The following is a 23,994-nucleotide window of genomic DNA, read 5'->3' as shown; positions in this document are numbered from 1 at the left end:
CGCACGCAAGGGAGGGGGCAGGAGCAACGACACCCCTTCCCAACCCTCTCCTCCGCGCTGTGCGCGCAAGGGAGGGGGCTGAGGCAAGGGCTTCGCCGTCGATGCTTTTGCTTGCCGCCTTGCTCACTTGCGCGGCGCCTCGACCTTGGCGAGCAGGGCGGTGAGGGCGTCGTCGGCGGATTGGCCTTCGATCTGCAGTTCCGGCGCTAGGGCGATGCGGTGACGCAGTGCCGGCTTGGCGATCTCGCGGACGTCGTCCGGGGTGACGAAGTCGCGGCCGGACAGCACCGCCTGGGCGCGTGCGGCGCGTACCAGCGCGATGCTGCCGCGCGGGCCTGCACCCAACGCGATGCCCGGCCATTTGCGGGTGGCGGCGACAATGCGCACGGCGTAATCAATTACCTGCGGGTCAACCGTGATCGCCGCCACGGCCTTCTGCAGTTCCACCACGTCTTCGCCGCTGAGTACGCGCGGCACCTGGCTGAGGTTGAAGTCGCTGGCGGTGCGGCCGGTGGTGATCGCCTGCACCATCTGCTTTTCGTCTTCCAGCTGCGGGTAGTCGATCAAGACCTTCAGCAGGAAGCGGTCCAGCTGTGCTTCCGGCAGCGGGTAAGTGCCTTCCTGCTCCACCGGGTTCTGCGTGGCCATGGTCAGGAACGGCGGGGTCAGCTGGAAGCCCTTGCCTTCGATGGTGACCTGGCCTTCCTGCATCACTTCCAGCAACGCGGACTGGGTCTTGGCCGGGGCGCGGTTGATTTCGTCGGCCAGCAGCAGGTTGGTGAACACCGGGCCGCGACGGATCTTGAAGCTCTCGGTCTTGGGGTCGTAGACGGCATGGCCGCTGACGTCGCTGGGCATCAGGTCCGGGGTGAACTGCACGCGTGCGTAGTCCAGTTCCAGTGCCTGCGCCAGGGCGCGGACCAGCAAGGTCTTGCCCAGGCCGGGTACGCCTTCGATAAGGACGTGGCCGCCGGCCAGCAGCGCGATCAGGATCTGGTCGAGCACGTCAGCCTGGCCGATGAAGGCGTGGCCGACCGCGTTGCGGATGCGTTCAACACGTTCGATCAGGGCAGCGTTGCCCGGGCTGGGTGCAGGCGCAGGTGCGGGTGCATCGCCGGGGAGGGCAGGCGGAGTGAACGTGTCGGTCATAGCTGGTTTCTCATCTGGATGAGCAAGCGGATGCGTTCGCGCAGGGCGATATCGTCCTGCGAGGGGGGAATCTGCAGCGCGGTCTGCACGCGGGCGATGGGCCATTGCAGGTGGTCGGCAATGGCCTGGGCCTGGGCATCGCCGGTCAAGGCTGCCGCCACCGGCGCGCGCCGGCGTAGGCGGGCCAGGAACGCCTGGCGTACCGCGTCATACAGCAGCGCCGATTTGCCATAGCGGTGCAGGTGTTCGCCGCTGGCGCGGACGTGTTCGAGCAGCGAGCGACGGTCTTCGCGCGGTGAGGGCAACAGCGCACCAAAACGCTGGCAGCGCATCCACAGCCACGCCAGCAGGGCCAGCAGCAGCGGCACCCATACCGGCCAACCGCGTTGGAACAGCGTTTTCCACAGCGACGGCATCTCCATCGCGTAGATCAGATGGGTGGTGCCCTTGCCGTAATTGGGGGCCAGCAGCAGGCGGGTGAGATCGCGGTGGGCGATGTCGCGCAGGCCGGTGTCGTGTGCGCCTTCGCCGTTGAGCAGGAAGTCCATGCTGCCCAGCACGTCCACCCGGCCCAGGCCGTAGCGCAGGCGGGCATAGGCCAGCGTGTCGTCGCCGCCCGTATCGGCCCAACGTCGCTCGGCGCGGGCCTTGTCGGCAAGCGTGAAGCGGCTGCCGCTGCAGAATTCATCGTGCGATGGCTGGCCTTCCACCTGCCAGATCTGGCAGCGTGCCGTCGCATCGGATGTCAGCACGCCCAGGCGTTCGAGCAGGCCCTGCTCGTTGCCGTCCAGGTCTTCGTCCGCATCGGGCGCGCGCAGCAGCAGGTGGCCACCAAACTGCACCCAGTCCAGCAGGTCTTCGACCTGCGACGGGGTGAGTTGGCGCGGGTCGTCCAGCAACAGCACGGTGTCGCCGGGCTGCAGCTGCATGGCCGGCAGATCCAGCTGGCGCCGGCTCTCGGCCTTGCTGCCGTCGCGGATCAGGGTTTCGCGCAGCGCATACAGCGCGTTGTAGGTGGGCTCGCCATACGGCGGCAGGGTGATTTCCTCGCTGCCCTTCTCGAAGCTGCTCAGAAACCAGCTGGCGATCAAGCCGACCAGCATCAGCACCACCACGCCGATCACGGTATTGCGTACGGGCGCGCTCATGCCGGCCACCCGTAGTGCAGGTGCAGTTCGCTGATCAGCGCATTGAACTCATCCTCGCTGGGCAGGCGGCCGGCATAGGCGGCGTACTGCCAGGTGCGGACCATGCGTGCAAACAGGTTGCGGTCGGCTTCCTGCGGCATCTTGCGCGACGCGCGCAGGCACTGTGCCTCGGTGGCGCCGGGCGGCAGCACCACGTTGCCACGCTGGACCAGCACGTCGACCGAGGCGCGGTAGAGCAGGGCCAGGGCGTGCCGTGGCTTGCCTTCGCGCCACAGCCGGCGCGCGCTGCCGAGGATGTCCGGTGGCAGCACTTCGGGCAGTTGCAGGGCTTCCTGGATGGCCGGCGCCTGTACGACGCGGCTGCTGCGGCCACTGCCGCGCAGCCAGGGCAGCCACCAGCGGGCGGTCAGGGCAAGTACCACCAGCAGCACGCCCAGCAATATCCACAGGATGCTTTCGCCGATCAGCGCCACGGCCTTGGCGATGGCGCCGAGGATCGGGCCGGGATCGGGTTTGTCGCTCTCGTCTTTTTTTTCGGCGATCTTGTCCGATGCCTTCTTCACCCAGCGGCTGACCTTGCGCTTGGCACCCAGCTGCGGGTCCTCATAGGCGCGAGCGGCGGCCTGGCGGAAGCCGTTGGTGTCGGCTGGCGCGGCGCCAAACAGTTGTTGCGGGGTGGTTGCTGTGGCGGTGGCTGCAGCTTCCGGCACGGCATCCTTGTGGTTGCCGTGGCTGCTGATGCTGGCGGGCTCGCTGCTGTCCTGCGCCCGCGCCTGCAACGACGGCATGGTAAACACGGCCAGCAGCAGTACCAGCATCGGCGCCAGCCCGGCCAGGCGCTCGCGCAGCCGGCGGAAGGCGATTTCCACATCCCAGGCTTCCAACTGGGTACGACGGTTGAGGTACAGGCCAAACCCGGCGCCGCTGTAGAACGGGCCGATCAGGGTCATGGCCAGCCACGCCAGCAGGTTGAAGCCTATCCAGGCCCAGGCCGGGGTGTCCGTGCCTATCAGCTCCCAGGTGGCGCGCAGTGATTCGGACAGCAGTTCCACCGGCACGAACATGAAGACCAGGGCGACACCGGCAAGCTGCAGCATCGCCTCGAAATGCCAGCACACCCAGGTGAGCAGGCTGGCATGGCCATAGCTGGCAGCGCCAAGTGCACGGCGGCGCGCGCGCCGTTGCGCGCCATCGCCACCTTCCAGCAGGTCGACCGGCATCAGCAGTGAGCGTGCCGGGCTGAGCCGGCGCCAGCCCAGGTAGGCGCCCACGCCACGCCAGCCCCAGTTCCACTGCGCGCGCAGGGTCTGGCCGGTGCTGGGCTCGGCACCAAACGCGCCGCGCGATATCACATACAGCGGGATGCGCTCGAACGCGGGCTTGAGCCACCACAGGATCAGGCTGGACAGCCAGAAGCTGTCCAGCCACCAGCCGAGCAGGTTGAGCAGGGCGAAGACCGGCAAGGTCAGCAGCAGCCACGGCTTCCAGATGGCCGCCGCGTGCCGGCGCACCAGCGCGGTGCCCAGCTCCATTGCTTCCCACTGCGAGCGTGCGCGCAGGACCACATCGAGTTGGTCAATGCGCATGACCACCCCCGCGTCCGCCGCGCCACAACCACAGCAGCACCACCGTCCACAGCACCGCCGATACGCTCAGCTTGCCCCACATCGGCACCCAGGCGATCGACGACCAGAACGCTTCGATGAAGGCGGCCACCAGCAGCATGAAGGCCACACCCAGGCACAGCCGCGCGCCAATCACACCGCCTTCGATCAAGGCATCGATGCGCCGCTTGCGGCCCGGTGCCAGCAGCCGCAGGCCGAGCTGCAGGCCGGCACCGCCGGCAATGACAATGGCGGTCAACTCGAACGGCGCATGGCCCACCACGAAGCGCCAGAACGGGTCGCCCGAGCCGATCTGCTGCAGGTGGCCGGCGACCGCGCCGATGGTGATGCCGTTGAACAGCAGCACCAGGATGGTGCCGATGCCGGCCAGCAGGCCGCTGGCGAAGGTGCGCAGGCCGATGCTGATGTTGTTCATGATGTAGTGGCCGAACATCGCCCAGTCGGTGCCGCTGTCGCGGCCCAGGTGATCGGCGGCCGGGTCGTACATCTTTTCCATCTGCGCGAGCTGGCGTGGATCCATCAGCATGTGGATCAGGTCGGGCTTGTACTGCAGCAGGATGAAAATGCCCACCAGCGGAACGACAAACAGCGCGCAGGCCACCCACATCGCCCCGGCCTGGCTGCGCACGGTGCTGGGGAAGTCGGCGAACAGGAATTCAACCGCGCGCTGCCAACGTGGTGCCGGCGTGCGGTACAGCAGGTTGTGGCCACGCTGCATCAGCTGCTGCAGCTGTTCCACCAGCTGCGGGCTGTAGCCACGGCGGCGTGCCAATGCCAGCTGCTGGCAGAGGCGGCGGTAGCGCTGCGGGATGGTTTCATCGCCGAGCAGATCGGGCTGCGGGGTTTGGCGCTGCTTGCGCGAACGTTCGCCACGGCGTTGCAGCCAGTCCTCGAACTGCTGCCATTCGTGCTGGTAGCGGGTGACAAACTGTTCCTGTCTCATCGCCGCCCCAGCAGCCAGTTGGCCATGGCATACAGGCGCAGCACGCCGGCCTGGCCGCGTTCATGGCTGAGCCCGCTGACGATGTCGGCCAGCTCGCGTTGGCGCCCTGGCGACAAGGCCGGCGCGCGTTCGGCGAAGGCGACCAGCGCGGCCTGTTCGCCGGGCTGCAACGGCAGCGGCGGTGCCAGTACGGTTTCGATACGCGCCGGTGCGGCGGCTGGGCGGGGCGCGGTATGGATGACCAGTGAACCGGCGACCAGATCGCCCAGGCGGCGGCCGTGTGCATCAAACAGGCAGGTGACCAGGCCCAGCGCATAGCCAAAGGGCAGGGCATCGACGGTACGCAGCAGGTTGCGCACGATCGCCGGCATCCAGCCCAACGGTGCGCCGTCGCGTGCAACCACGCGCAGGCCCATGACCTTCTTGCCGAGGGTGCGGCCGAACCACACCTCCAGCACGATCGGGTAGGCCCAGAACATCAGGAACATCAGCCCCAGATAGAGGCCCTGGCCGAAATCGCCGAGCGCGACCAGCAGCGGGCTCATCACCGCAAGCACGCCGAAGCGCACACACAGATCGATCAGCCAGGCCAGGGCGCGCGGCACCGGACCGGCGGCCGGCAGCTGCAAGGGCACGCCTTCGGGGGTGATGACTTCGCGGTAGGTGTCCAGCATCGGCCGTGCTGTGTTCATTGCAATGGCTCCAGCACGCGGTGCTGGCCTTGCCTGTGGCCAATGGAAGCCCGGAGTCCGGCCCGGACGGATGCCTGGGGCATTCGTATCTCTGCTACGTCCTTATCAGAGTGCTGACTGTAGCGGGCGGCAGCGCGAAAACCCAGCCCACCGGTGCGATCGGTGGGCTGGATGAGGCGGGGTTCAACGCACCGTGCGGTTGTCGTCGCCACGCGTGAACAGCTTCTTGATCGCGCCGCCCAGGAACAGCACGCCGATCAGCAGCAACTTCCAGAACTTGGCCAGCAGCAGGCCGAGCTTGGCGAACAGGCCCGCCTTGGCCGCCAGCCCGCCGCCGATCAGGGTTGCCACGCCATAGGCGGCCACCTTGTCGGTGCTGGGATTGTGGTCGGCATAACGCGCGCCCTGGTCGAACTCGGCCATCGGCAGCAGCTTGTCCATGCCCTCGCGCACCAGCGCCAGTTCGGACATGCCCGACACCGCATTCAAGCTCAGGTAGCCATGCCGTCCCAGCACGCGGATGTCGTAGTTGAGGGTGTGGTTGGGCTGGTCGTTGAAGGCCAGCTCGCGTGCCCAATAGAGTTTCTTGCTGCCGGCCTCGTAGCGCGGCGGCACCGCCCAGCCCACCAGGTCGAGTGAGCCGTAGCCGGCTTTCTCGCGCTCCGGGTTGCTCTCGCGGGTTGCGGTCTGCATGGTCTTGAGCAGATCGTCATAGTCGATCTTGCTGGCATCTTCGTCGGACACGTAGCCATCGTCGGACCAGGTAACCACCACCGCCCAGCTTTCCGGTTCGGTCAGGCCCGGGCTGCGCGGCACGATCAAACCCAGCACGCTGTCATCGGGCGGGTTGCCCCACATGTCTTCCAGCACCCGCCGCGCATCGGCCTTGTCCAGGAAGCGGAAATCGCTATCCAGATTGAAATGGGCCCGTGCCTCGGGCACCTCGATCTGCCCGCTGCGGAACTGCAGCGACTGCTCGAACTGCTCCGCACTCATGCCCTGTTCGTCCTGGGCGGAGTCCTGGGCGGAGGCGGCAAAGGAAACCACACACAGCAGTGCCGCAGCCACCAACAGGCGCTGCGCCATGATTCGCATCGACTTCATGTCAAACCCTCGAAGGCGTCCCCACGCCCAGGCCGGCAGTTTGCACCGACGGGGTGGGGGCCGGCAATGTTGGCTGGCTCAGCCGTGCATGCTGCGGTACTGGTCCTTGACCCGCACGTAGTGCTCGGCCGAGTAGCGCAGGCCTTCGATATCCTTGTCGCTGAGCTGGCGCATCAGCCGGGCCGGGTTGCCGGCCCACAACTCGCCACTGCGCACCACCTTGCCCGGCCCCACCACCGCACCGGCGGCAATGAAGGCATTGGCTTCGATCACCGCGCCATCGAGGATGCAGGCACCCATGCCGATCAGGCAGTAATCACCGATGCTGCAGGCGTGGATGATGCAGCCATGGCCAACGGTGACGCCTTCACCGATCAGCGTCGGATAGCCGCCCTTGTTGTAGGGGCTGTCATGGCTGACGTGGATGATGGTGCCGTCCTGCACATTGGTACGCGCGCCGATGCGCACGTAATTCACGTCACCGCGGATCACCGTGCCCGGCCAGACCGAGGCATCGTCGCCAATCTGCACATCGCCGATGATGGTGCAGGCCTCGTCGATATAGACGCGCTCACCGAGGGTGGGGGTTTTGTCGAGGAAGGGGCGTAGTGCGGGCATGCTGCGGCTCAAGTTCGGCAATAAACGTTGCTGAGCATGATAGCGCGGGGCCTATGGACAGCCGTGACTGCAGGTACGCATGCGCCTATGGCGATTGTCTGAAAATCATCTGCAATGTGGCCTCGGCGCAACGCGCTTGGCGTTGGAGTGTTCGCCAAAGGCACCCCTCCCCAACCCTCCCCTGCGCTTCGCGCAAGGGAGGTGGCTGTTCATGCGCCCGGTCAGTTCGCTGCAATGCCGCTTTTACCCCCTCCCTTGCGCGAAGCGCAGGGGAGGGTTGGGGAGGGGTAGCTTCCAAGCTTCAGCAACCAACCAAAAACCAACCTGAAAAACTCAAGCCACCTTGCCGCGCCGCGCCCGCTCCAGGTGCACCAGCAGCAGCGAGATCGCCGCTGGCGTCATGCCTGGAATGCGCTGCGCCTGACCGATGGTCTGCGGCCGCACGCGCTCCAGCTTCTGCAGTGCTTCGGCCGACAAGCCGCGCACGGATGCGAAATCGAAACCTTCAACAATCGCCGTGTTTTCATGGCGCTGCTGGCGCTCGATCTCTTCGCGCTGGCGGTCCAGGTAACCAGCGTACTTGACGCTGATTTCAACCTGCTCGGCGACGCGTGCATCTTCCACGCCGGGGCCGAGTGAGGGCACCTGCATCAACTTGGCGTAGTCCAGTTCCGGGCGCTTGATCAGGTCCAGCACATTGGTTTCGCGGCTGACCGCTACGCCGGTGGCGTCGGCCACTTCGCGGCCGAGCGCATTGCCCGGCGTTGCCCAGATGCCGCGCAGGCGTGCGCTTTCGCTGGCGACGGCGGCCTGCTTGGTTTCGAACGCGGCCCAGCGACGGTCGTCGACCAGGCCAAGTTCGCGACCGGTCGGCGTCAGGCGGGTGTCGGCATTGTCTTCGCGCAGCTGCAGCCGGTATTCGGCGCGGCTGGTGAACATGCGGTAGGGCTCGGTGGTGCCGTGGGTAATCAGGTCGTCAACCAGCACGCCGATATACGCCTCGTCGCGGCGCGGGCACCAGCCGTCCTTGCCCTGCACGAACAATGCGGCGTTGATGCCGGCCAGCAGGCCTTGCGCGCCGGCTTCTTCATAACCGGTGGTGCCGTTGATCTGGCCGGCGAAGAACAGGCCGTTGACCTGGCGGGTCTCCAGCGTGTTCTTCAAGCCGCGCGGGTCGAAGAAATCGTATTCAATCGCGTAGCCGGGGCGGGTGATATGCGCCTGCTCGAAACCACGGATGCTGCGCACCAGTTCCAGCTGCACGTCGAACGGCAGCGAGGTGGAAATGCCGTTGGGGTAGATCTCCACCACGTCCAGACCTTCCGGCTCGACAAAGATCTGGTGGCTGTTCTTCTCGGCAAAGCGCACCACCTTGTCCTCGATGGACGGGCAGTAACGCGGGCCGATGCCTTCGATCTGGCCGCTGTACAGCGGCGAGCGGTGCAGGGCGCCACGGATGATGTCGTGGGTGCGCTCGCTGGTGTGGGTGATCCAGCAGCTCACCTGCTGCGGGTGCTCGCTGACATCGCCCAGGTAGGACATCACCGGCAGCGGATCATCGCCGGGCTGCTCGTCCATCACGCTGTAATCCAGCGAGCGGCCGTCGATGCGCGGCGGGGTGCCGGTCTTGAGCCGGTCGATCACGAACGGGCGCTCACGCAGGCGTGCAGCCAGGGTGGTGGCCGGCGGGTCGCCCATGCGGCCGGCCGTGTATTGGGTTTCGCCGATGTGGATCTTGCCGGCCAGGAAGGTGCCGGCGGTCAGCACAACTGCGTTGGCGTGGAAGGTCAGGCCGGTCTGGGTGATGGCGCCACGTACGGCGTCGCCTTCAATCACCAGATCATCGACGGCTGCCTGGAATACGGTCAGGTTCGGCTGTGATTCCACAATGCCGCGGATCGCCATGCGGTACAGGTTGCGATCGGCCTGGCAGCGGGTGGCGCGCACGGCCGGGCCCTTGGAGGCGTTGAGCGTACGCCACTGGATGCCGGCGCGGTCGGCGGCGTGGGCCATGGCCCCGCCCAGCGCATCGATCTCCTTGACCAGGTGGCCCTTGCCGATGCCGCCGATGGCGGGGTTGCAGCTCATCGCGCCGACGGTTTCGACGTTGTGGGTCAGCAGCAGGGTGCGGGCGCCACCGCGCGCTGCAGCCAGAGCCGCTTCGGTGCCGGCGTGGCCGCCGCCGATGACGATGACGTCGTAACGGTAGAAGGAGTCGCTCATGGGCGTGAGATCGGTAAGGAAAAGTGTGAAGTTGGTCGCCGGGGTAAACCCCACGGTTCGACGGCGTGTCTGGTGATTTTACTGCCAAGGGCAATCAGGTATGCATCAACCCTAAAGTTGGCACGCAACCTGCAGTTAATACATTGCACCCAACGTGGCATGCGACATAGGCGCAACAAGGTCGGAATTGGAACAGGGGCCGACCGAAGCGTACGTTGGGGTAGCAGGGGGCCGGTAGTCGGGGGACTACCGGCCTTGCAATCCAGCAAGGCCCGCCTTGGCGGGAAAGCGTTAAAAGACAAAGCCCCGGCCTAGGCCGGGGCTTTGTCTTTTTAGGCGCCGATGTCCGACAGGGCCGGAACAGGGGGGATCCAGATTTCCTGGCGGACATCGACATTGAACTGTCTGGGTAAGACCGGTTTAGGTCACTATGCGACGCTCCCGGTCACCCGTGGAATCAAGAATGCCTGCATTTCCACCAAATGCAACCTTTTTATCGTTCCTGGATCCGGATGCCGGTTGGCTGCCGGGTTTGTGACGGCTGTCGGGCCGGTGCAGGCCTTGCCTGAATAGCCGGGCGGTCGGCAACGGCCTGCGGTCGCTGCATGGGCTGGGCCCGCTGCATCGGCTGATTGTTGGCACGCGGCTGCGGGCGGGTCAGGTTGTCCAGGTTGCGCCACGGCGACTTGTTGCCGCCGCCATTGACCGGCGGTGGCCGCGGCGGACGACCTTCGTTGCCACCATTGCCGTTGCCCGGTGGACGCGGGCGGTTGCCGCCGTGGTTGTGATCGCCATCGCCGCCCGGGTGCGGCCGGTTGCCGTTGCCATGGCCCGGTGGGCGCTGGCCATTGCCGTGGTAGGGCGGGCGCGGCCGGTTGTAGTTGGGGCGGTAGACCGGATAGCCGTAGCTGCCGTAGCCGTAATAACCGCTGCCGTAACCATAGCCGCCATAGCCATAGCCGCTGTTCGGGTAGCCGTAGGGATAGCTGTACTGCACCGAAGGGGAGCCATGGTAATAGCCGCCCGAGCCGCCGCCGACATAGTCATAGGTGGCACAGCCAGACAGGCCCAGCAGCAGGCCGGTGGAAATAATCAGGCGCTTGATCATGAGAGTCCCCCCCAGTGGGAATGGCATCCAGCTTCGGGCCACAGCATTGAATCGACCCTTAATTCGCATCTACATGGCTGAACATACACGGTGTGCGCAGATGAGATAGTCGCAGGCCAAGGCCTGGGCTAACCTTTCACCATGAATGAACTCCCTTTGCCCGGATTTGCCGAGGTACTGGCAGCAGCAGCGCGGATTGCCCCCCATGCGACCGTCACGCCGGTGCTGCGCTCGCGCGCGCTGGATGCACTGACCGGCGCCAGCCTGCACTTCAAAGCCGAACATCTGCAGCGCAGCGGCGCCTTCAAGTTCCGTGGTGCCTGCAATGCGGTCTGGGCACTGGATGTGGAGCATGCCGGGCACGGCGTGGTGACGCATTCCTCGGGTAATCACGGCGCTGCGCTGGCCTTGGCGGCGCACTCGCGGGGCATCCCTTGCCACGTGGTTGTGCCCGAAGGCGCGGTGGCAGCCAAACTGGCCAATATCGAACGTAACCACGCCACGCTCTGGCGTTGCGCGCCCACCCAGGCCGCGCGCGAGGCCGAGTGCCTGCGTGTGCAGCGTGAAACCGGCGCAACGCTGGTGCATCCCTATACCGATGCGCGGGTAATCGCGGGCCAGGGCACGGCGGCGTTGGAGCTGATCCGCCAGGCCGCGGTGCAGCTGGACGTGCTGGTGGTACCGGTGGGCGGTGGTGGCTTGGCCGCCGGCAGCCTGTTGGCGATGCAGCAGTTGTTGCCGCATTGCGAACTGGTGCTGGCCGAACCTGCCGGTGCTGCCGATACCGCGCGTTCGCTGGCTGCAGGTGAGCACCTGATCGATTTTGTTCCCGACACGCTATGCGATGGCCTGCGCGGCGCGCTGGGTGCGCCCAATTTCGCGCTGCTGCGCGATGCGGCGCAGGTGATCAGCGTGGAGGATGCCGATACGGTGGCGGCGATGCGCCTGATCTGGCAGGTGATGAAGCAGACCGTGGAGCCGTCGTCGGCCATCACCCTGGCGGCAGTGCTGGCACAGCCGCAACGCTTTGCCGGGCGCACGGTTGGCCTGGTGTTGTCCGGCGGCAACGTCGACCTGGATGCTTTGCCATGGGGGCAGGCATGAAGGCAGCTGCTGGACGCACGGGCTTGCTGGGCTGGGTGTGGCGCTTGTGTGCATTGCTGCTGTTGTGGCTGTTGGGTGTGGCGGCGTGGATCATCTGGGTAGGCGATCGTGACCAGGCTGCGCCTGCCGACGCCATCATCGTGCTGGGTGCTGCGGCCTATGACGCCAAGCCTTCACCGGTTTTCGAAGAGCGCATCCGCCACGGGCTGGATCTCTACCACCAGGGCTATGCGCCGAAGCTGATTTTCACCGGTGGTTTCGGTGGCGCGGGTGCGCGCTTTTCCGAGTCGCAGGTGGCACGCCGTTATGCGCTCAAGCAGCAGGTGCCGGGCAAGGACATCCTGATCGAAACGCGTTCGCGTACCACTCGCCAGAACCTGGTCGAAGCCAAACAGGTGATGGCCAAGAACGACATGCACAAGGTGATCGTGGTCAGTGATCCGCTGCACATGGCCCGCGCGCTGCGCCTGTCCAAGGAACTGGGGATTGATGCGCTGGCCTCGTCCACGCCGAGTACGCGGTTCCGCAGCTTCCATACCAGCTGGCGTTTTCTGCTGCAGGAAGTGTATTTCTTCCACCGCGACCTGTTTGTAAAAGGGGCTTGAGCGGTGTTGTCGGTTGCAAGGGGAAAGTAATGTCTGGCAATGAATCTTCAGCGCGGCAGCAGGCAGTGGCGTTGGTGACTGCGTACTACGCCGCGTTCAATCGTGGCGATTGGGAAGGCATGCTGGCCTGTCTGAGTGAGGACGTGGCGCATGACTTGAACCAGGGCCCGCATGAAACCGGCCGCGCTGTGTTTGCTGCTTTCCTGCAGCGCATGGAAGCCAGCTACCGTGAGCAGCTGCACGATGTCGTGGTGATGGCCAGCGACGACGGCCTTCGGGTAGCGGCCGAATATGTGGTGCACGGCGAGTACCACCACACCGACGAAGGCCTGCCGCCGGCACAGGGGCAACGTTATGTGCTGCCGGGTGGCGCGTTCTTCGACGTGCGTGATGGCCGGATCAGCCGCGTCAGCAACTACTACAACCTACAGGATTGGATCGCGCAGGTAGCTAGCGCGTAACAGCGTTGAGCTTTTTGTGTTTTGTGGGAGCGGCGTGAGCCGCGAAGCTGGCAATGCTGGCAGCTTGGTTAGTGTGCAATCTGATTTTGTGTGAGCTCTTAGCGGCTTCGCCGCTTCCCCTCTCCTGCCTTCGGCATCCTCTCCCGCAAGGGGAGAGGAGAAAATCAACTGCCAAAGCCAAAGCCGGCTTTTCCGAATGCTTACTCCGTCGTCTTCCGCCGGATCGGAATCGCCGACAGCGGCACGCTCGCCACGTCATGGCCCTGCTCACGGATCGGTGCGCCGGGTGCCGGTGCCCAGGCATGCGCATAGACCACTTCCCAGCTGCTCGGCAGCTTGCCGTCGGCGCGGCGCATCGGTTCGTAGGCGTCGCGGGCGGCGGCAAAGCGGCTGCGTCCGGTCAGGGTGTGGCGACGGTTGTGCATGGCATTGGTGGCGCCAATCGCCTTGAGCTCACGCATCAGCGTGGGCAGGTCGTCATAGGTGAGGGTGAACATGTCGCGGTCCAGTACCGGATCGCGGAAGCCGGCCATCATCAGCGCATCGCCGAACTGGGCGATCTGCACGAAATGGCTTACATGCGCGGTGTCGTCGGCCTGCGCAAACGCCTGCCGCAGCTCCACCAGCGTGTCATGGGCAAAGGTGGAACAGACCAGCAGGCCGTTGGGCTTGAGCACGCGGCGGAAGCCGGCGAATACCGCCGGCAGGTCTTCCACCCACTGCAGGCAGAGGTTGCTGTAGATCACGTCCACACTGTTGTCGGCCAGCGGCAGGGCGCGGGCGTCGGCGCAGATGCGCGAGAACGGGCGCCACCAGCCGGCCTGCTTCTTGGCCTCGGCCAGCATCGGCAGGGCCAGATCCAGCGCGATCACCTGCGCCTTGGGCCAGCGCTTCTTCATTGCCGCGGTGGCATGGGCCGGGCCGCTGCCCACGTCGAGTACCACCTGCGGTTGCCGGTCTTCCAGGTAGTCCAGCGATTCCAGCAGGCGCTTGGCCACTTCCTGCTGCAGCACTGCGGCGGCACGGTAGCTGCTGGCGGCGCGCGAGAAGGCGCGGCGGACGTGTTTTGGGTCGAACAAAGAAGACATGGCAGTAATTCGGAATTCGGGTTGGGAACGGCGGTGCTTTCAGCCTGGCCGGAACATGATCGGCCAGGCTGCAGCAATGGCTGCGTAACCGCTCACGCGCAGCCAGCAACAAACTGTTGCAGCAGCTCGGCGACGTGGTCGGCATGGCCCAGGAACGGGGCGTGGCCGCCACCGTCGATGGTGTGTGCGGCATGCAGGCCCGGCGGAGCCAAGGCCGCGGCCTGGTGCATGGCCTTGGACGGCACCAACCGGTCGCGCTGGCCGCCTATCCACAGGCCGGGTTTGTGCAGGCTGGGCAGGCTGCCGCGCAGGTCGCTGCGCTCCAGCAGGGCCAGGCCTTCGTGCAGGGCGCGTGGCGCCGGTTCGCCGCGTTCGACCAGCGCATCGCGCAGGGTCCGCAGTTCGCTGCGGGCGTGTTGCGAGCCCATCACGTCCAATGCGAGGAAGCGCTCCAGCGTGCCGCGGTAGTCCTGCTCCAGATCACGCCCGAACTGCTCGAACACCACCGGCTCCACCGCGTTGGGCCAATCGGCATTGCGGACGAAGCGTGGCGTCGCTGCCAGCATCGCCAGACCGCGCACCTGCGGCAGCGTGGCGGCGCCATGCAGGGCAACCAGCCCGCCCAGCGACCAGCCGCACCACACCGCTGCCGGGGTGGCGCTGGCGATGGCGTTGACCAGGTAGGGCAGGCGCAGCGGGGTGGTGTCGTCGCGGCTATGGCCGTGGCCGGGCAGGTCGACGATATGCAGTTCAAAGTGCGGCGCCAGTCGTTCGACCAGCGGCGCGAAGATACCGCCGTGCAATGCCCAACCGTGGATCAGGACCAGGGCCGGTCCGCTGCCGGTGACGTGGATATGCATGGCGTTACAACCGGTTCTCAGGCAACAGTGTTCAGGGACTTCTGGTACAGCACGACATCGCGGGCCTTGGCGATGGCTTCCACCAGCGCCTTGACCTGGTCCAGCGTATGCAGCGCCGACAAGGTCACGCGCAGACGGGCCTTGCCCTCCGGCACGGTTGGCGGACGGATCGCGCTGACCAGGAAGCCGGACTGCTCCAGCGTTGCCGACAAGGCCATCACCGTGGCTTCATCACCGCATAGCAGCGGCTGGATCGGGGTTTCCGAGGCCATCAACTCCAGTCCATTGCGGCGCGCACCTTCGCGGAAGCCGGCGATCAGCTCGGTGAGTTTGTCGCGGCGCCAATGGTCGCGCCGCGCCAGCTTCACCGCAGCCAGCGAGGCGGCGGCCTGTGCCGGCGGCAGCGCGGTGGTGTAGATGTAGGGGCGTGCGGTTTCGGCCAGGTGCTGGATCAGCGATTCTTCGCCCACCACCACCGCGCCATGGCCGCCCAGCGCCTTGCTCAGCGTCAGCAGCTGCAGCGGAACCTCGTTCACGCCCAGGCCGGCATCGGCTACGCAGCCGCGGCCGTGCTCGCCGACCACGCCAATGCCGTGCGCGTCGTCCACATAGAACAGCGCCTCCTGCATGCGTGCCACCAGTGCCAGCGAGCGCAGCGGGGCGATGTCGCCATCCATGCTGAAGACACCGTCGGTGGCCAGCATGGCGGCGCCGTCGGCGGTGTTCTTGAGCTGGCGCATGGCACCTTCGCTGTCCAGGTGCGGATAGCGGCGCAGGCGGCAGCCGGCCAGGCGGCTGGCATCGAGCAGACTGGCGTGGTTGAGCCGGTCCTGCACGCAGATGTCGGTTTCCTCGCTCAGCAAGGCCTGCTGCACGGCCAGGTTGGCCATGAAGCCGCTGTCGAACAGCAGGGCACGCGGATAGCCGAGCCAGTCGGCCATCTCGCGTTCAAGCTGCTCGTGCAGGCTGTGGTGGCCACAGACCAGGTGCGAGGCGGTGCTGCCGGCGCCTTCGCGGCCGGCGGCGTCCTGCAGCGCGGCGATCACCTCGAACTGTTGCGACAGGCCGAGGTAGTCGTTGCTGCAGAAGCCGGTCAACCAGCGGCCGTCCAGCTCCAGGCGCACGCCATCACGGCGGCTGATGCTGCGCCGGGTGCGGATGCGGCCTTGGGCAAGCCGCAGCTTGCGCTGGGCGTTGATGCGCTCGTGGATATCAGGACGGGCCATGGCAGTGTTCATGGTCAAACGGGCAGCTAGCGTACCCGGTTGCCTGTAAGAATGCCCAAGCGGCGCCCCCGCTGGGGAGCGCCGGCCGGGTCAGGCACTGCGGGCGCAGGCCGGGGCGATATCCAGGTGCACGGTGCCGGGGTGGTCATGTTCCTCGGCATCCACGTTCACCTGCATCGGGCTGATGCCCAGGCGGGCAAACAGGGCCTGGTCGCGCTCGGTATCGGGGTTGCCGGTGGTCAGCAGCTTTTCGCCATAGAAGATGGAGTTGGCGCCGGCAAGGAAGCACAGCGCCTGCAGCTCGTCGCTCATGCTTTCGCGGCCGGCCGACAGCCGCACCATCGAGCGCGGCATGACGATGCGGGCCACCGCGATCATGCGCACGAATTCGAACGGGTCCAGCTCGGCACTGCCATGCAGCGGGGTGCCGGCGACCTGCACCAGGCGGTTGATCGGCACCGAGTCCGGGTGGGCGGGCAGGTTGGCCAGGGCCTGCAGCAGGCCGGCGCGGTGCTCGCGGGTCTCACCCATGCCGACGATGCCACCGCAGCAGGTCTTCATGCCGGCGTTGCGCACGTGCTCCAGGGTATCCAGCCGGTCCTGGTACTGGCGGGTGTGGATGATGGAGTCGTAATAGTCCGGCGCGGTGTCCAGATTGTGGTTGTAGTAGTCCAGCCCGGCGTCCTTCAGTGCCTGCGCCTGGTGGCCTTCGAGCATGCCCAGGGTGGCGCAGGTCTCCAGGCCCAGCGACTTCACCTCGCGGATCATCGCCGCGACCTTGGGGATGTCGCGGTCCTTGGGCGAGCGCCAGGCCGCGCCCATGCAGAAGCGCGAGGCGCCGGCCTGCTTGGCGGCGCGGGCGCGGGCCACCACGCTGTCGGTGTCCATCAGCTTCTGGGCGTCCACGCCGGTGTCATAGCGCTGTGCCTGCGGGCAATAGGCGCAGTCTTCCGGGCAGCCGCCGGTCTTCACCGAGAGCAGGGTGGAGACCTGTACCTGCGCCGGGTCGAAGTGCTGGCGGTGCACGCTGGCGGCCAGGTGCAGCAGCTCGGGGAAGGGCAGTTCGAGCAGGGACAGCAGCTCTTCGCGCTTCCAGTCGTGGCGGAGGACAGTGGACATCGGTGTTACCTGACAGATGGGGCGATGGAAGCGGCGCAGTCTGGTCAGCATGGGCATTGCTGTCAACTATCAGATGAAAGATTGGGTTTACAGGCTTGGGGGCCGCTTGTCGGGGCTGCTGTTCCCGCCGCGCTGCCTGGTATGCGCCGAGCCGGGGCTGCCGGGGCGGGACCTGTGCCTGGCCTGCAGCGCCGGCCTGCCATGGCTGTGGGCTGCCTGCCGGCGTTGTGCATTGCCGCTGCCCGGCGCCGATGCTGATGCCCTGTGCGGCCCCTGCCAGCGCTCGTCTTCACCGCTGCAGACGGTGCGGGCGGCGTTCGTGTACAGCGCGCCGGTTGACGGTCTGCTGCTGCGATTCAAGTTTCACCATGATCTCAGTGCCGGGCGTTTGCTGTCGGCGCTGCTGGTTGATGCCGTGGCCAGCGCGGAGCGGCCGCAGGCCATCGTGCCGGTGCCGCTGCATCTGTCGCGGCTGCGCCAGCGCGGCTATGACCAGGCCTGGGAGCTGGCCAAGCCGGTGGCGCGCGCGCTGCAACTGCCTATGTGCCGCGGCCTGCACCGGCGGCGTTCCACCCAACCACAATCGGAGCTGGATGCCGTGCAGCGCCGGCGCAATCTGCGTGGCGCCTTCACGGCGGTGGGGCAGTTGCCGGCGCATGTGGTCCTGCTGGATGACGTGATGACAACCGGCGCTACCCTGCATGCGGCCGCGCTCACCCTGCACCGCGCAGGCGTGCAGCGGGTGGATGCCTGGGTCTGCGCACGGGTGCCGTGATTGCCAGCGGCGCGAGGGTTGGGATCGTTTGCTTGCGGCAGCAGGCTTGAAATCTGGCCTGTCATCTCTACATGCCATTACTACAGCGATGGGCCTAGACTGGCCCCGAGAGACCTTTACCTGTTCAACATGAGGAGACAGACATGGGTGCTTCCCCGGGATTTCCCGCTGGTTCGTTGTTTGGCACGGTGACGCGCAACTGGTGGGTGCTGCTGCTGTTCGGGCTGTTTGCGGTGATCTTCGGCGTATTGGCGGTGATGGCACCGGTGCGTACCGCTGCCGTGCTGGCCTGGTGGTTGGGCATCATGGCGATTGTTGAAGGCGTGGTGGTGTTGATTTCGGCCTTCAATGGCTCGGCGCCGGTATCGCGCGGCTGGGCGATTTTCTATGCGTTGGTGTCGATCGCATTCGGCGTATTGGCGGTGATCAACCCGCTGGCCACGGCAAGTGTGCTGCTGCTGTTCCTGGCCGCATGGCTGGTGGTGGGCGGCATCTACCGGATCGTGTTCGCCATCCGCGTGCGCAAGCAGATCACCGGCGAGTGGATGCTGATACTCAGCGGCTTGCTGGCGGTGGCCTTGGGCGTGATGTTCGCACTCAACCCGCTGGCCGGGCTGGCGGTGACCTCGCTGTGGATCGGCGTGCTGGCTCTGGTCTACGGCGTGCTGCAGATAATCGCCGCCTTCCGCCTGCGCTCGCTGGGCAAAACCATCGGCGCGATCTGAGGCTGCTTGTAGGAGCGGCGTCAGCCGCGAAGCAGATAGTCCATCAGATCCAGGGAGGGCTGCGCCATCCGACGTTGTGGGCTTCGCGGCTTACGCCGCTCCTACAACGGGACAACGGCACGGCAACAACAAAACGGCCCGCATTGCGGGCCGTTTTTTAATCCAGGTACTGGCTGGCAACGATGCCGGCGAACAACACCGCGCCGACCCAGTTGTTGTGCAGGAAGGCCTTGAAGCAGGGCTCGCGCTCGCGGTCGCGGCAGATCCAGAACTCATAGATCACCAGGGCCATCGCCACACCGATGCTGGCCCAATAGGCCCAGCCCAGGCCCGCGCGCTGCCCGACCAGGGCCATCGCGGCGAAGAACAGCGCGTACAGGATGCCCTGGATGACCAGATCCAGGTCGCCGAACAGGATGGCGGTGGAATGCGAGCCCACCTTCAGGTCGTCGTCGCGGTCGACCATGGCATACCAGGTGTCGTAGGCGGTGGACCAGAGGATGTTGGCGGCATACAGCACCCAGCCCAGCGGCGGGATTTCGCCCTGGATGGCGGCAAACGCCATCGGGATGCCCCAGCCGAAGGCCATGCCCAGGTAGACCTGGGGCAGGTGGGTATAGCGCTTCAGATAGGGATAGCTGGCAGCCAGGAACACGCCGATGAAGCTCAGGCCGATGGTCAGGCCGTTCAGGGTCAACACCAGCGCGAACGCGACCAGCATCAGCCCGGCGAACAGCATCAGCGCGGCGCGGCCGGAGATGGCGCCGGTGGCCAGCGGGCGATCCTTGGTGCGCTTGACGTGCGGGTCCAGCCAGCGGTCGGCGTAATCATTGATCACGCAACCGGCCGAGCGGGTCAGCCAGACGCCGGCACTGAACACGAACAGTATCCATAGCGGCGGCAGGCCGTCGGCAGCCAGCCACAGCGCCCACCAGGTGGGCCACAGCAGCAGCAAGGTGCCGATCGGGCGGTCGGCGCGCATCAATTTCCAGTAGTGCCCGAACCGCGAGGGGCTGCCTGCGGTGGACGGTGTATGTGGGAGACGGCTCATGTGCAAAGGTTACCAGCTGACCGGATTTTTCAGTCCGCCTGCAGCGATCTGCCGAAGGGGGCAGACCTGCGGACGCTTTTGCCGTTAGAATGCGCGTCCGCCCGGCTTAGCCGTGCGGTACACAATGCGCCCGTAGCTCAGCCGGATAGAGTAGTGGCTTCCGAAGCCATTGGTCGGGGGTTCGAATCCCTCCGGGCGCGCCAGATTCAACCCGCTCATTGCGCGGGTCGCCAGAAGCCCCGCACTGCGGGGCTTTTGCATGTCTGCGAGCTGCCAGGCCTTGCTCGATTGGGTTTTTCGGGACAGCCATGCAGGCTTGCGGCCGCGTCGCCAGAAGCACAGGCAAGCCTGCCCAGGAGCGCAGTACTCAGCGCGCCCAACCCGCTGCGGCGCGCTCCCTTTGGTTGCGCCTGGCACGCAGGGCGCGGCCCACCCGTGATCCGGTCCTGCGCTCAAGAACGCAATCGATGTAGTCGGCGGCCAGCAGCAGCCCGTCGAGATCGACATGACAGCGGACTCCGAGTTCGGAGCACAGATAGACCAGGTCCTCGGTGGCAAGGCTGCATGCTGCGTCTGCTGCATGGCTGTCGCCATCCAGCCCGGAAATGGCGCCGTCGAATGCGCGTACGCCCTGCTCCAGCGCTTCAATCATGTTGGCGACGCCAAGCCCGTAGGTGTCATGGAAGTGCGCGGCCAGGCAATGCATCGGCACCTCGGCCGCGCACATGCGCAGCAGCTTGCCCACCGATGCGGGTGTGCCGGAGCCGGTGGTATCGCACAGGCTGATTTCGCGGCAGCCCATGTTGTGCAGGGTGGCGACGATAGCGGTGACATCGGCCGGCGCTACTGCGCCACTGAGCGGGCAGTGGATGATGGTGGAAAGCGTGGCGCGGACCTGGATACCAAGCGTCAATGCGCGCTCGGCGATCTGGTCGGCACGGCGCAGGCTTTCGTCGATGTTGCAGTTGAGGTTGGCGCGGCAGTAAGCGTTCGAAGCGGCCAAGGCGACGGTGATGTCGCGGAACCCGCCAGCGACCGCCATTTCCAGCCCCTTCATGTCGGGCACCAGCACCGAGCGGATGCGATCCACCGGCGAGGGGCCCAGTTGTGCGTAGATTTCGGTGGCATCGGTCATCTGCGCAGCCGCACTTTGCGGCGAGAACGATCCGACTTCCATTTCCGCAATGCCAGCGGACTCCAGCAACTCGATCAGGTTCGACCGCACCATCACGGGAAGTACCTTGGCTTGGCTCTGCAACCCTCTGTGCGCACCAACTTCGATGATGCGCACGTGGTCTTCAATTACCTCAGCGTGATCGTCGATCATTGCGATTGCAGTGCATCGAGCAGGTCGATGGCGTGATCGCAGCGGATATCCTGCGGTTGGACCATGGCGTTGACCAGTTTGGCGACTTCATCGCCGCGTGCGCCGACCAGCAATGCCACGTCATGTGCATGCTGGCCGGGCTCGGCCAGTGCAATCGCATCGCTGGCATCGGCATGCAGGCTGGCCAGGCTCTGCGCCAGACCAATAGCCGCAACGGCGTGGTTGAGTTGATGGACGCTGGACGAGGTGCGGGACATGGCCGGCATGCGTTCATCGTGCTCGACCAGGCCAGTGATCAGCGGCAGCGCGATCCTGCCGCACAGGCGGCCGCGATGGTCGCGGTACCAGATGCACAGAGGCGCATCGTGATCGCTCTGTGCTGTCCGGCAGTGCGGCTTGTCGGTAGCTGCCGGGGTGATGGCGGCGAGCACCGAATTGACGGCCTTCACAACGCCAGCATTGTGCAGTCTCATGAGGCCTGGCGTAGTGCAGATGTGGCGGTGCAGGTCGACAATGCGGCTGGCCAGCGCGTCTGCATCTTGAGGCGCAAGCGCGAAGCAATGTGCGTCGAATGCAACCTGCGCGCATAGAAGCTGTTGATCGGCGATGTCGCTTATCGATGTCCTGTTCCTTGTGCCAAGCGTCAGTTGTTCGATCAACGGCGCCATCCGCGAGAGCATGCTGTCGAGGATGTTGGCATCGGAACGGTTCGGGACATCGACGATGAGGTCAACCTCAAGATACGCCCCGTGCTGCAAAGTCTGGCGCGCATACACGGCGATATCCTTGCAGCCGCCACCCAGAGCTACCAGCTTCGGGTTCATCGTATTGGCCAGGCCGATCAATTCATTGCGTAGCCGCAGTACCTGTCGTCGCGCGTTGTAGACATCGGCGATGCCAGTGAACTGGATGCGCGAGCGGACCAGTGGGCCCGCACAGAATGCAATGAAGCCGCCTGCGCCGCGGGCCAGCTGTGCAATGCGACCGACGCCGGCCATCCAACCAAGGTCTGCCGTTGCTGGCATGCATTGGTCGATGTCGTTGATCAACAGACCGTCGATGAAACCTGTTGCAGATGCAGTGTTGTCAGGCACGCCGAAGCCAAGCTTTGGGAGTGTGCATGGCGAGATTGCGTCGACTGCTCGGGTGGCCACTGCGGATGGCTGGCCATGCATCGCTGCCTGTGCCAGCGATACTGACTTCGCTGGCGTCGAATGTGCCGAAATTGCGTTCAACTGCATCCCCTTGATTGACTGCATGCCGAAGAGGATTGCGCAAAGTGTCAGGCAGATTGTGCTCCATGAAATGCGGGCGAAAGGTACAGTTTTTTCGAACAGCGCATGCCTGAATGTTGGAGTGCCAATTCATATCAAAATGTCGTTTTATGCTCTTTACAGCGCGTTCGAACGCGTAGATACAGTGAGCGCCCGAAAAATTTTGTATGGATTTTTATGCGCTCTGAACCACGTAAAATTTCTTTGTCGGAAAAGGTGGCCATGGATATTGGCCGGCAGATACTGGCTGGTGTCCTGAAGCCGGGTGACAAGTTGCCGTCCTTGCGCGAGTACGCGCGATTGAACGGCTACTCGAAGAACACGGTGATCTCGGCATTTGATCTGCTTGGCGAGCGTGCGTTGGTTGAGGCACAGCACGGCAAGGGATTTTTTGTGCGTGGGGTGGAGGCGCCTCCCGAGCGTGATATCGATGAAGAGCCGGTCGGTTACAGCCGGGTAATCGATACGCTGTGGTTGATGCGCCAGCAGGCCATCCGCGAACCGGGACGCTCGCATCTTGCCGAGGGTTTTCCGCCGGTGGATTGGTTGACCTACATGCGACTGGACCGATTCCACCGCCAGGTTGCGCGCAGTGGTACCGGCAGCCTGTTCCGCTACGGCAATCGCTACGGTTACCTGCCGCTGCGCCAACAGCTGATCCGGCGCATGGCCATGCACGGCATGGAGCTGGGTCCGCGCCAGCTGGTGACTACTTTTGGCGCCAACCACGCATTGGACCTGATCATCAGGCGCTACGTCGCACCGGGCGACACGGTGCTGGTGGAGCAGCCTGGTTATTACCCGTTGTTCGGCAAGTTGCAGCTGCAGGGTGCCAGATCGATTGCGATCACCCGCCGCGTCGACGGGCCGGATCTGGCGGAGTTCGAAGCCGCGCTGCAGACCAGCAAGGCACGCGTGTTCTTCATGCAGACCACCGCGCACAACCCCACCGGCACGGATGTCTCGCCGGAGGTGGGCAAGCGTCTGCTGGAGTTGGCGGCGGCGCACAACGTGCTGATCGTCGAGAACGATGCGATGGCCGACTTCAAGCCCAACTCGGCGTTCCGCTTGTCTTCGTTGTCGCAGTTCAAGAACACGCTGTACGTTGGCAGCTTCTCCAAGTCGGTTTCCGCGGCACTGCGCAGTGGCTTCATTGCCGGTGAAAACGCGCATGTCGAGGAACTGGCCGACCTGAAAATGCTGTTGCATATTGGCAGCAGCGAGTACGGCGAGCGCGTACTGGAGGCGATTCTTCGCGAAGGCAACTTCCTGCGTCACGTTGGGCGGCTGCAGGATCGCGTGCGGGCGGCTACGGCCGAGGGCCTGGAAGTGCTGCAGCGGCTTGACGCCACGGTCTATGCCACGCCGGAGCAGAGTCTGTATCTGTGGGCGCGCTTCGAAGGCATCGATGACACCCGTCTGCTGACCTCGCGCCTGCTCTCACGCGGCGTGGTGCTGGCACCTGGGGCGTTCTTCAACGTCGATACAGAGCAGGTGTCGCCGTGGACGCGTTTGAACGTCGCTTATTTGAATGACAGCGTCTTCATCGACAGCATCCGCGAAGAATTGGATCAATTGCCGGCAATGGCGTGAGTGCGGATCGACAGCGCTGGTCCCCCGCGGCAGCGCGTTGAGCGGGTGCATGCGTCAGCTTCGAGCGACGCATGTGCCGGCTTGTTGCAGACTTTCCTGAATGCGCGGAGGCTTTGTCTTAGGGCGATGCAGGGGTAGGGAAAGTCCGCAGCCGCATCGGTGTGCAGTGTTTTGTC

Annotated in this window: 22 protein-coding genes and 1 tRNA gene; 7 read left to right on the top strand and 16 right to left on the bottom strand. The window is 65.4% G+C overall.

The features are described 5' to 3' along the window. Positions 1–123: 123 nt before the first annotated feature. From ABB27_RS09395 to ABB27_RS09355, 9 genes are all read right to left on the bottom strand, one after another. The gene (locus ABB27_RS09395; RefSeq protein WP_057628441.1) at positions 124–1,149 is read right to left on the bottom strand and encodes an AAA family ATPase; all 1,026 of its coding nucleotides are present in this window, start codon (positions 1,147–1,149) and stop codon (positions 124–126) included. Continuing rightward, the gene (locus ABB27_RS09390; protein WP_057628443.1) at positions 1,146–2,297 is read right to left on the bottom strand and encodes a DUF4350 domain-containing protein; all 1,152 of its coding nucleotides are present in this window, start codon (positions 2,295–2,297) and stop codon (positions 1,146–1,148) included. Before ABB27_RS09390 ends, ABB27_RS09395 begins: the two co-directional genes overlap by 4 nt. Next, positions 2,294–3,883 (bottom strand): DUF4129 domain-containing protein, encoded by a 1,590-nt coding sequence (locus tag ABB27_RS09385; protein WP_057628440.1) that lies wholly within the window; start codon positions 3,881–3,883, stop codon positions 2,294–2,296. The genes ABB27_RS09390 and ABB27_RS09385 overlap by 4 nt, the downstream gene beginning before the upstream one ends. After that, the gene (locus tag ABB27_RS09380; RefSeq protein ID WP_057628439.1) at positions 3,873–4,865 is read right to left on the bottom strand and encodes a stage II sporulation protein M; all 993 of its coding nucleotides are present in this window, start codon (positions 4,863–4,865) and stop codon (positions 3,873–3,875) included. Before ABB27_RS09380 ends, ABB27_RS09385 begins: the two co-directional genes overlap by 11 nt. Next, positions 4,862–5,557, bottom strand: a complete 696-nt coding sequence (locus ABB27_RS09375; RefSeq protein ID WP_244479193.1) for an RDD family protein — start codon at positions 5,555–5,557, stop codon at positions 4,862–4,864. The genes ABB27_RS09380 and ABB27_RS09375 overlap by 4 nt, the downstream gene beginning before the upstream one ends. Positions 5,558–5,740: 183 nt before the next feature. Then, complete coding sequence (locus ABB27_RS09370; protein ID WP_425477521.1) at positions 5,741–6,661, bottom strand: DUF2167 domain-containing protein; 921 nt, start codon at positions 6,659–6,661, stop codon at positions 5,741–5,743. Between the two features lie 78 nt (positions 6,662–6,739). After that, complete coding sequence (locus ABB27_RS09365) at positions 6,740–7,279, bottom strand: gamma carbonic anhydrase family protein (RefSeq protein WP_057628437.1); 540 nt, start codon at positions 7,277–7,279, stop codon at positions 6,740–6,742. A 333-nt stretch (positions 7,280–7,612) separates the two neighbouring features. Then, the gene (gene mnmG, locus ABB27_RS09360; protein WP_057628436.1) at positions 7,613–9,502 is read right to left on the bottom strand and encodes a tRNA uridine-5-carboxymethylaminomethyl(34) synthesis enzyme MnmG; all 1,890 of its coding nucleotides are present in this window, start codon (positions 9,500–9,502) and stop codon (positions 7,613–7,615) included. A 493-nt stretch (positions 9,503–9,995) separates the two neighbouring features. Further along, positions 9,996–10,610 carry a hypothetical protein gene (locus ABB27_RS09355; RefSeq protein ID WP_057628435.1) on the bottom strand — a complete coding sequence of 205 codons (615 nt, stop codon included), beginning with the start codon at positions 10,608–10,610 and terminating at the stop codon, positions 9,996–9,998. A 141-nt stretch (positions 10,611–10,751) separates the two neighbouring features. Between ABB27_RS09355 and ABB27_RS09350 the strand changes: the two genes are divergently transcribed. Genes ABB27_RS09350 through ABB27_RS09340 form a run of 3 tightly spaced genes read left to right on the top strand, consistent with a single transcriptional unit; the run spans position 10,752 to position 12,780 of the window. Then, entirely contained in the window at positions 10,752–11,714 is a 963-nt protein-coding gene (locus tag ABB27_RS09350; RefSeq protein ID WP_057628434.1) for a pyridoxal-phosphate dependent enzyme, read from the top strand. Next, positions 11,699–12,319 (top strand): YdcF family protein, encoded by a 621-nt coding sequence (locus ABB27_RS09345; protein ID WP_057628433.1) that lies wholly within the window; start codon positions 11,699–11,701, stop codon positions 12,317–12,319. The genes ABB27_RS09350 and ABB27_RS09345 overlap by 16 nt, the downstream gene beginning before the upstream one ends. Before the next feature lie 29 nt (positions 12,320–12,348). Then, complete coding sequence (locus ABB27_RS09340; protein WP_057628432.1) at positions 12,349–12,780, top strand: ketosteroid isomerase-related protein; 432 nt, start codon at positions 12,349–12,351, stop codon at positions 12,778–12,780. Positions 12,781–12,980: 200 nt separating this feature from the next. Here ABB27_RS09340 and bioC read toward each other — a convergent pair whose 3' ends face one another. The 4 genes from bioC to bioB form a co-directional block, all read right to left on the bottom strand. Then, positions 12,981–13,868 (bottom strand): malonyl-ACP O-methyltransferase BioC, encoded by an 888-nt coding sequence (bioC, locus tag ABB27_RS09335; protein ID WP_057628431.1) that lies wholly within the window; start codon positions 13,866–13,868, stop codon positions 12,981–12,983. A 92-nt stretch (positions 13,869–13,960) separates the two neighbouring features. Then, positions 13,961–14,728 (bottom strand): pimeloyl-ACP methyl ester esterase BioH, encoded by a 768-nt coding sequence (gene bioH / locus ABB27_RS09330; protein WP_057628430.1) that lies wholly within the window; start codon positions 14,726–14,728, stop codon positions 13,961–13,963. Positions 14,729–14,745: 17 nt separating this feature from the next. After that, positions 14,746–15,954, bottom strand: a complete 1,209-nt coding sequence (bioF, locus tag ABB27_RS09325) for an 8-amino-7-oxononanoate synthase (protein WP_057628429.1) — start codon at positions 15,952–15,954, stop codon at positions 14,746–14,748. Between the two features lie 90 nt (positions 15,955–16,044). Continuing rightward, a complete protein-coding gene (gene bioB, locus ABB27_RS09320; RefSeq protein WP_057628428.1) occupies positions 16,045–17,073 on the bottom strand; it encodes a biotin synthase BioB in 1,029 nt (342 codons plus the stop codon). Between the two features lie 49 nt (positions 17,074–17,122). Here bioB and ABB27_RS09315 point away from each other — a divergent pair, with 49 nt between their 5' ends. Then, positions 17,123–17,848 (top strand): ComF family protein, encoded by a 726-nt coding sequence (locus ABB27_RS09315; protein WP_057628427.1) that lies wholly within the window; start codon positions 17,123–17,125, stop codon positions 17,846–17,848. A gap of 143 nt (positions 17,849–17,991) precedes the next feature. After that, positions 17,992–18,573, top strand: a complete 582-nt coding sequence (locus ABB27_RS09310) for an HdeD family acid-resistance protein (protein WP_057628426.1) — start codon at positions 17,992–17,994, stop codon at positions 18,571–18,573. A gap of 157 nt (positions 18,574–18,730) precedes the next feature. Here ABB27_RS09310 and ubiA read toward each other — a convergent pair whose 3' ends face one another. Next, a complete protein-coding gene (gene ubiA, locus ABB27_RS09305) occupies positions 18,731–19,624 on the bottom strand; it encodes a 4-hydroxybenzoate octaprenyltransferase (protein ID WP_057628425.1) in 894 nt (297 codons plus the stop codon). 126 nt (positions 19,625–19,750) lie between these two features. On the opposite strand from ubiA, the gene ABB27_RS09300 reads away from it, so the two are divergent. Next, positions 19,751–19,827, top strand: a tRNA-Arg gene (locus ABB27_RS09300). A 164-nt stretch (positions 19,828–19,991) separates the two neighbouring features. Here the strand turns inward: ABB27_RS09300 and ABB27_RS09295 are convergent. Together ABB27_RS09295 and ABB27_RS09290 are read right to left on the bottom strand one after the other, a co-directional pair. Continuing rightward, on the bottom strand, positions 19,992–20,951 hold the full coding sequence (locus ABB27_RS09295; RefSeq protein WP_057628424.1) for a hydroxymethylglutaryl-CoA lyase: 960 nt from the start codon (positions 20,949–20,951) through the stop codon (positions 19,992–19,994). Continuing rightward, positions 20,948–22,045, bottom strand: coding sequence for a hypothetical protein (locus ABB27_RS09290; protein ID WP_057628423.1), 1,098 nt, complete (start codon positions 22,043–22,045; stop codon positions 20,948–20,950). The genes ABB27_RS09295 and ABB27_RS09290 overlap by 4 nt, the downstream gene beginning before the upstream one ends. A 246-nt stretch (positions 22,046–22,291) precedes the next feature. Between ABB27_RS09290 and ABB27_RS09285 the strand changes: the two genes are divergently transcribed. After that, positions 22,292–23,818, top strand: a complete 1,527-nt coding sequence (locus ABB27_RS09285; RefSeq protein ID WP_338061720.1) for an aminotransferase-like domain-containing protein — start codon at positions 22,292–22,294, stop codon at positions 23,816–23,818. Positions 23,819–23,994 lie beyond the last annotated feature (176 nt).

The organism is Stenotrophomonas terrae, from assembly GCF_001431465.1.
Lineage (GTDB): Bacteria > Pseudomonadota > Gammaproteobacteria > Xanthomonadales > Xanthomonadaceae > Stenotrophomonas > Stenotrophomonas terrae.
The sequence above is the reverse complement of the archived record's forward strand: the minus strand, read 5'-3'. Positions and strand labels throughout refer to the sequence as shown.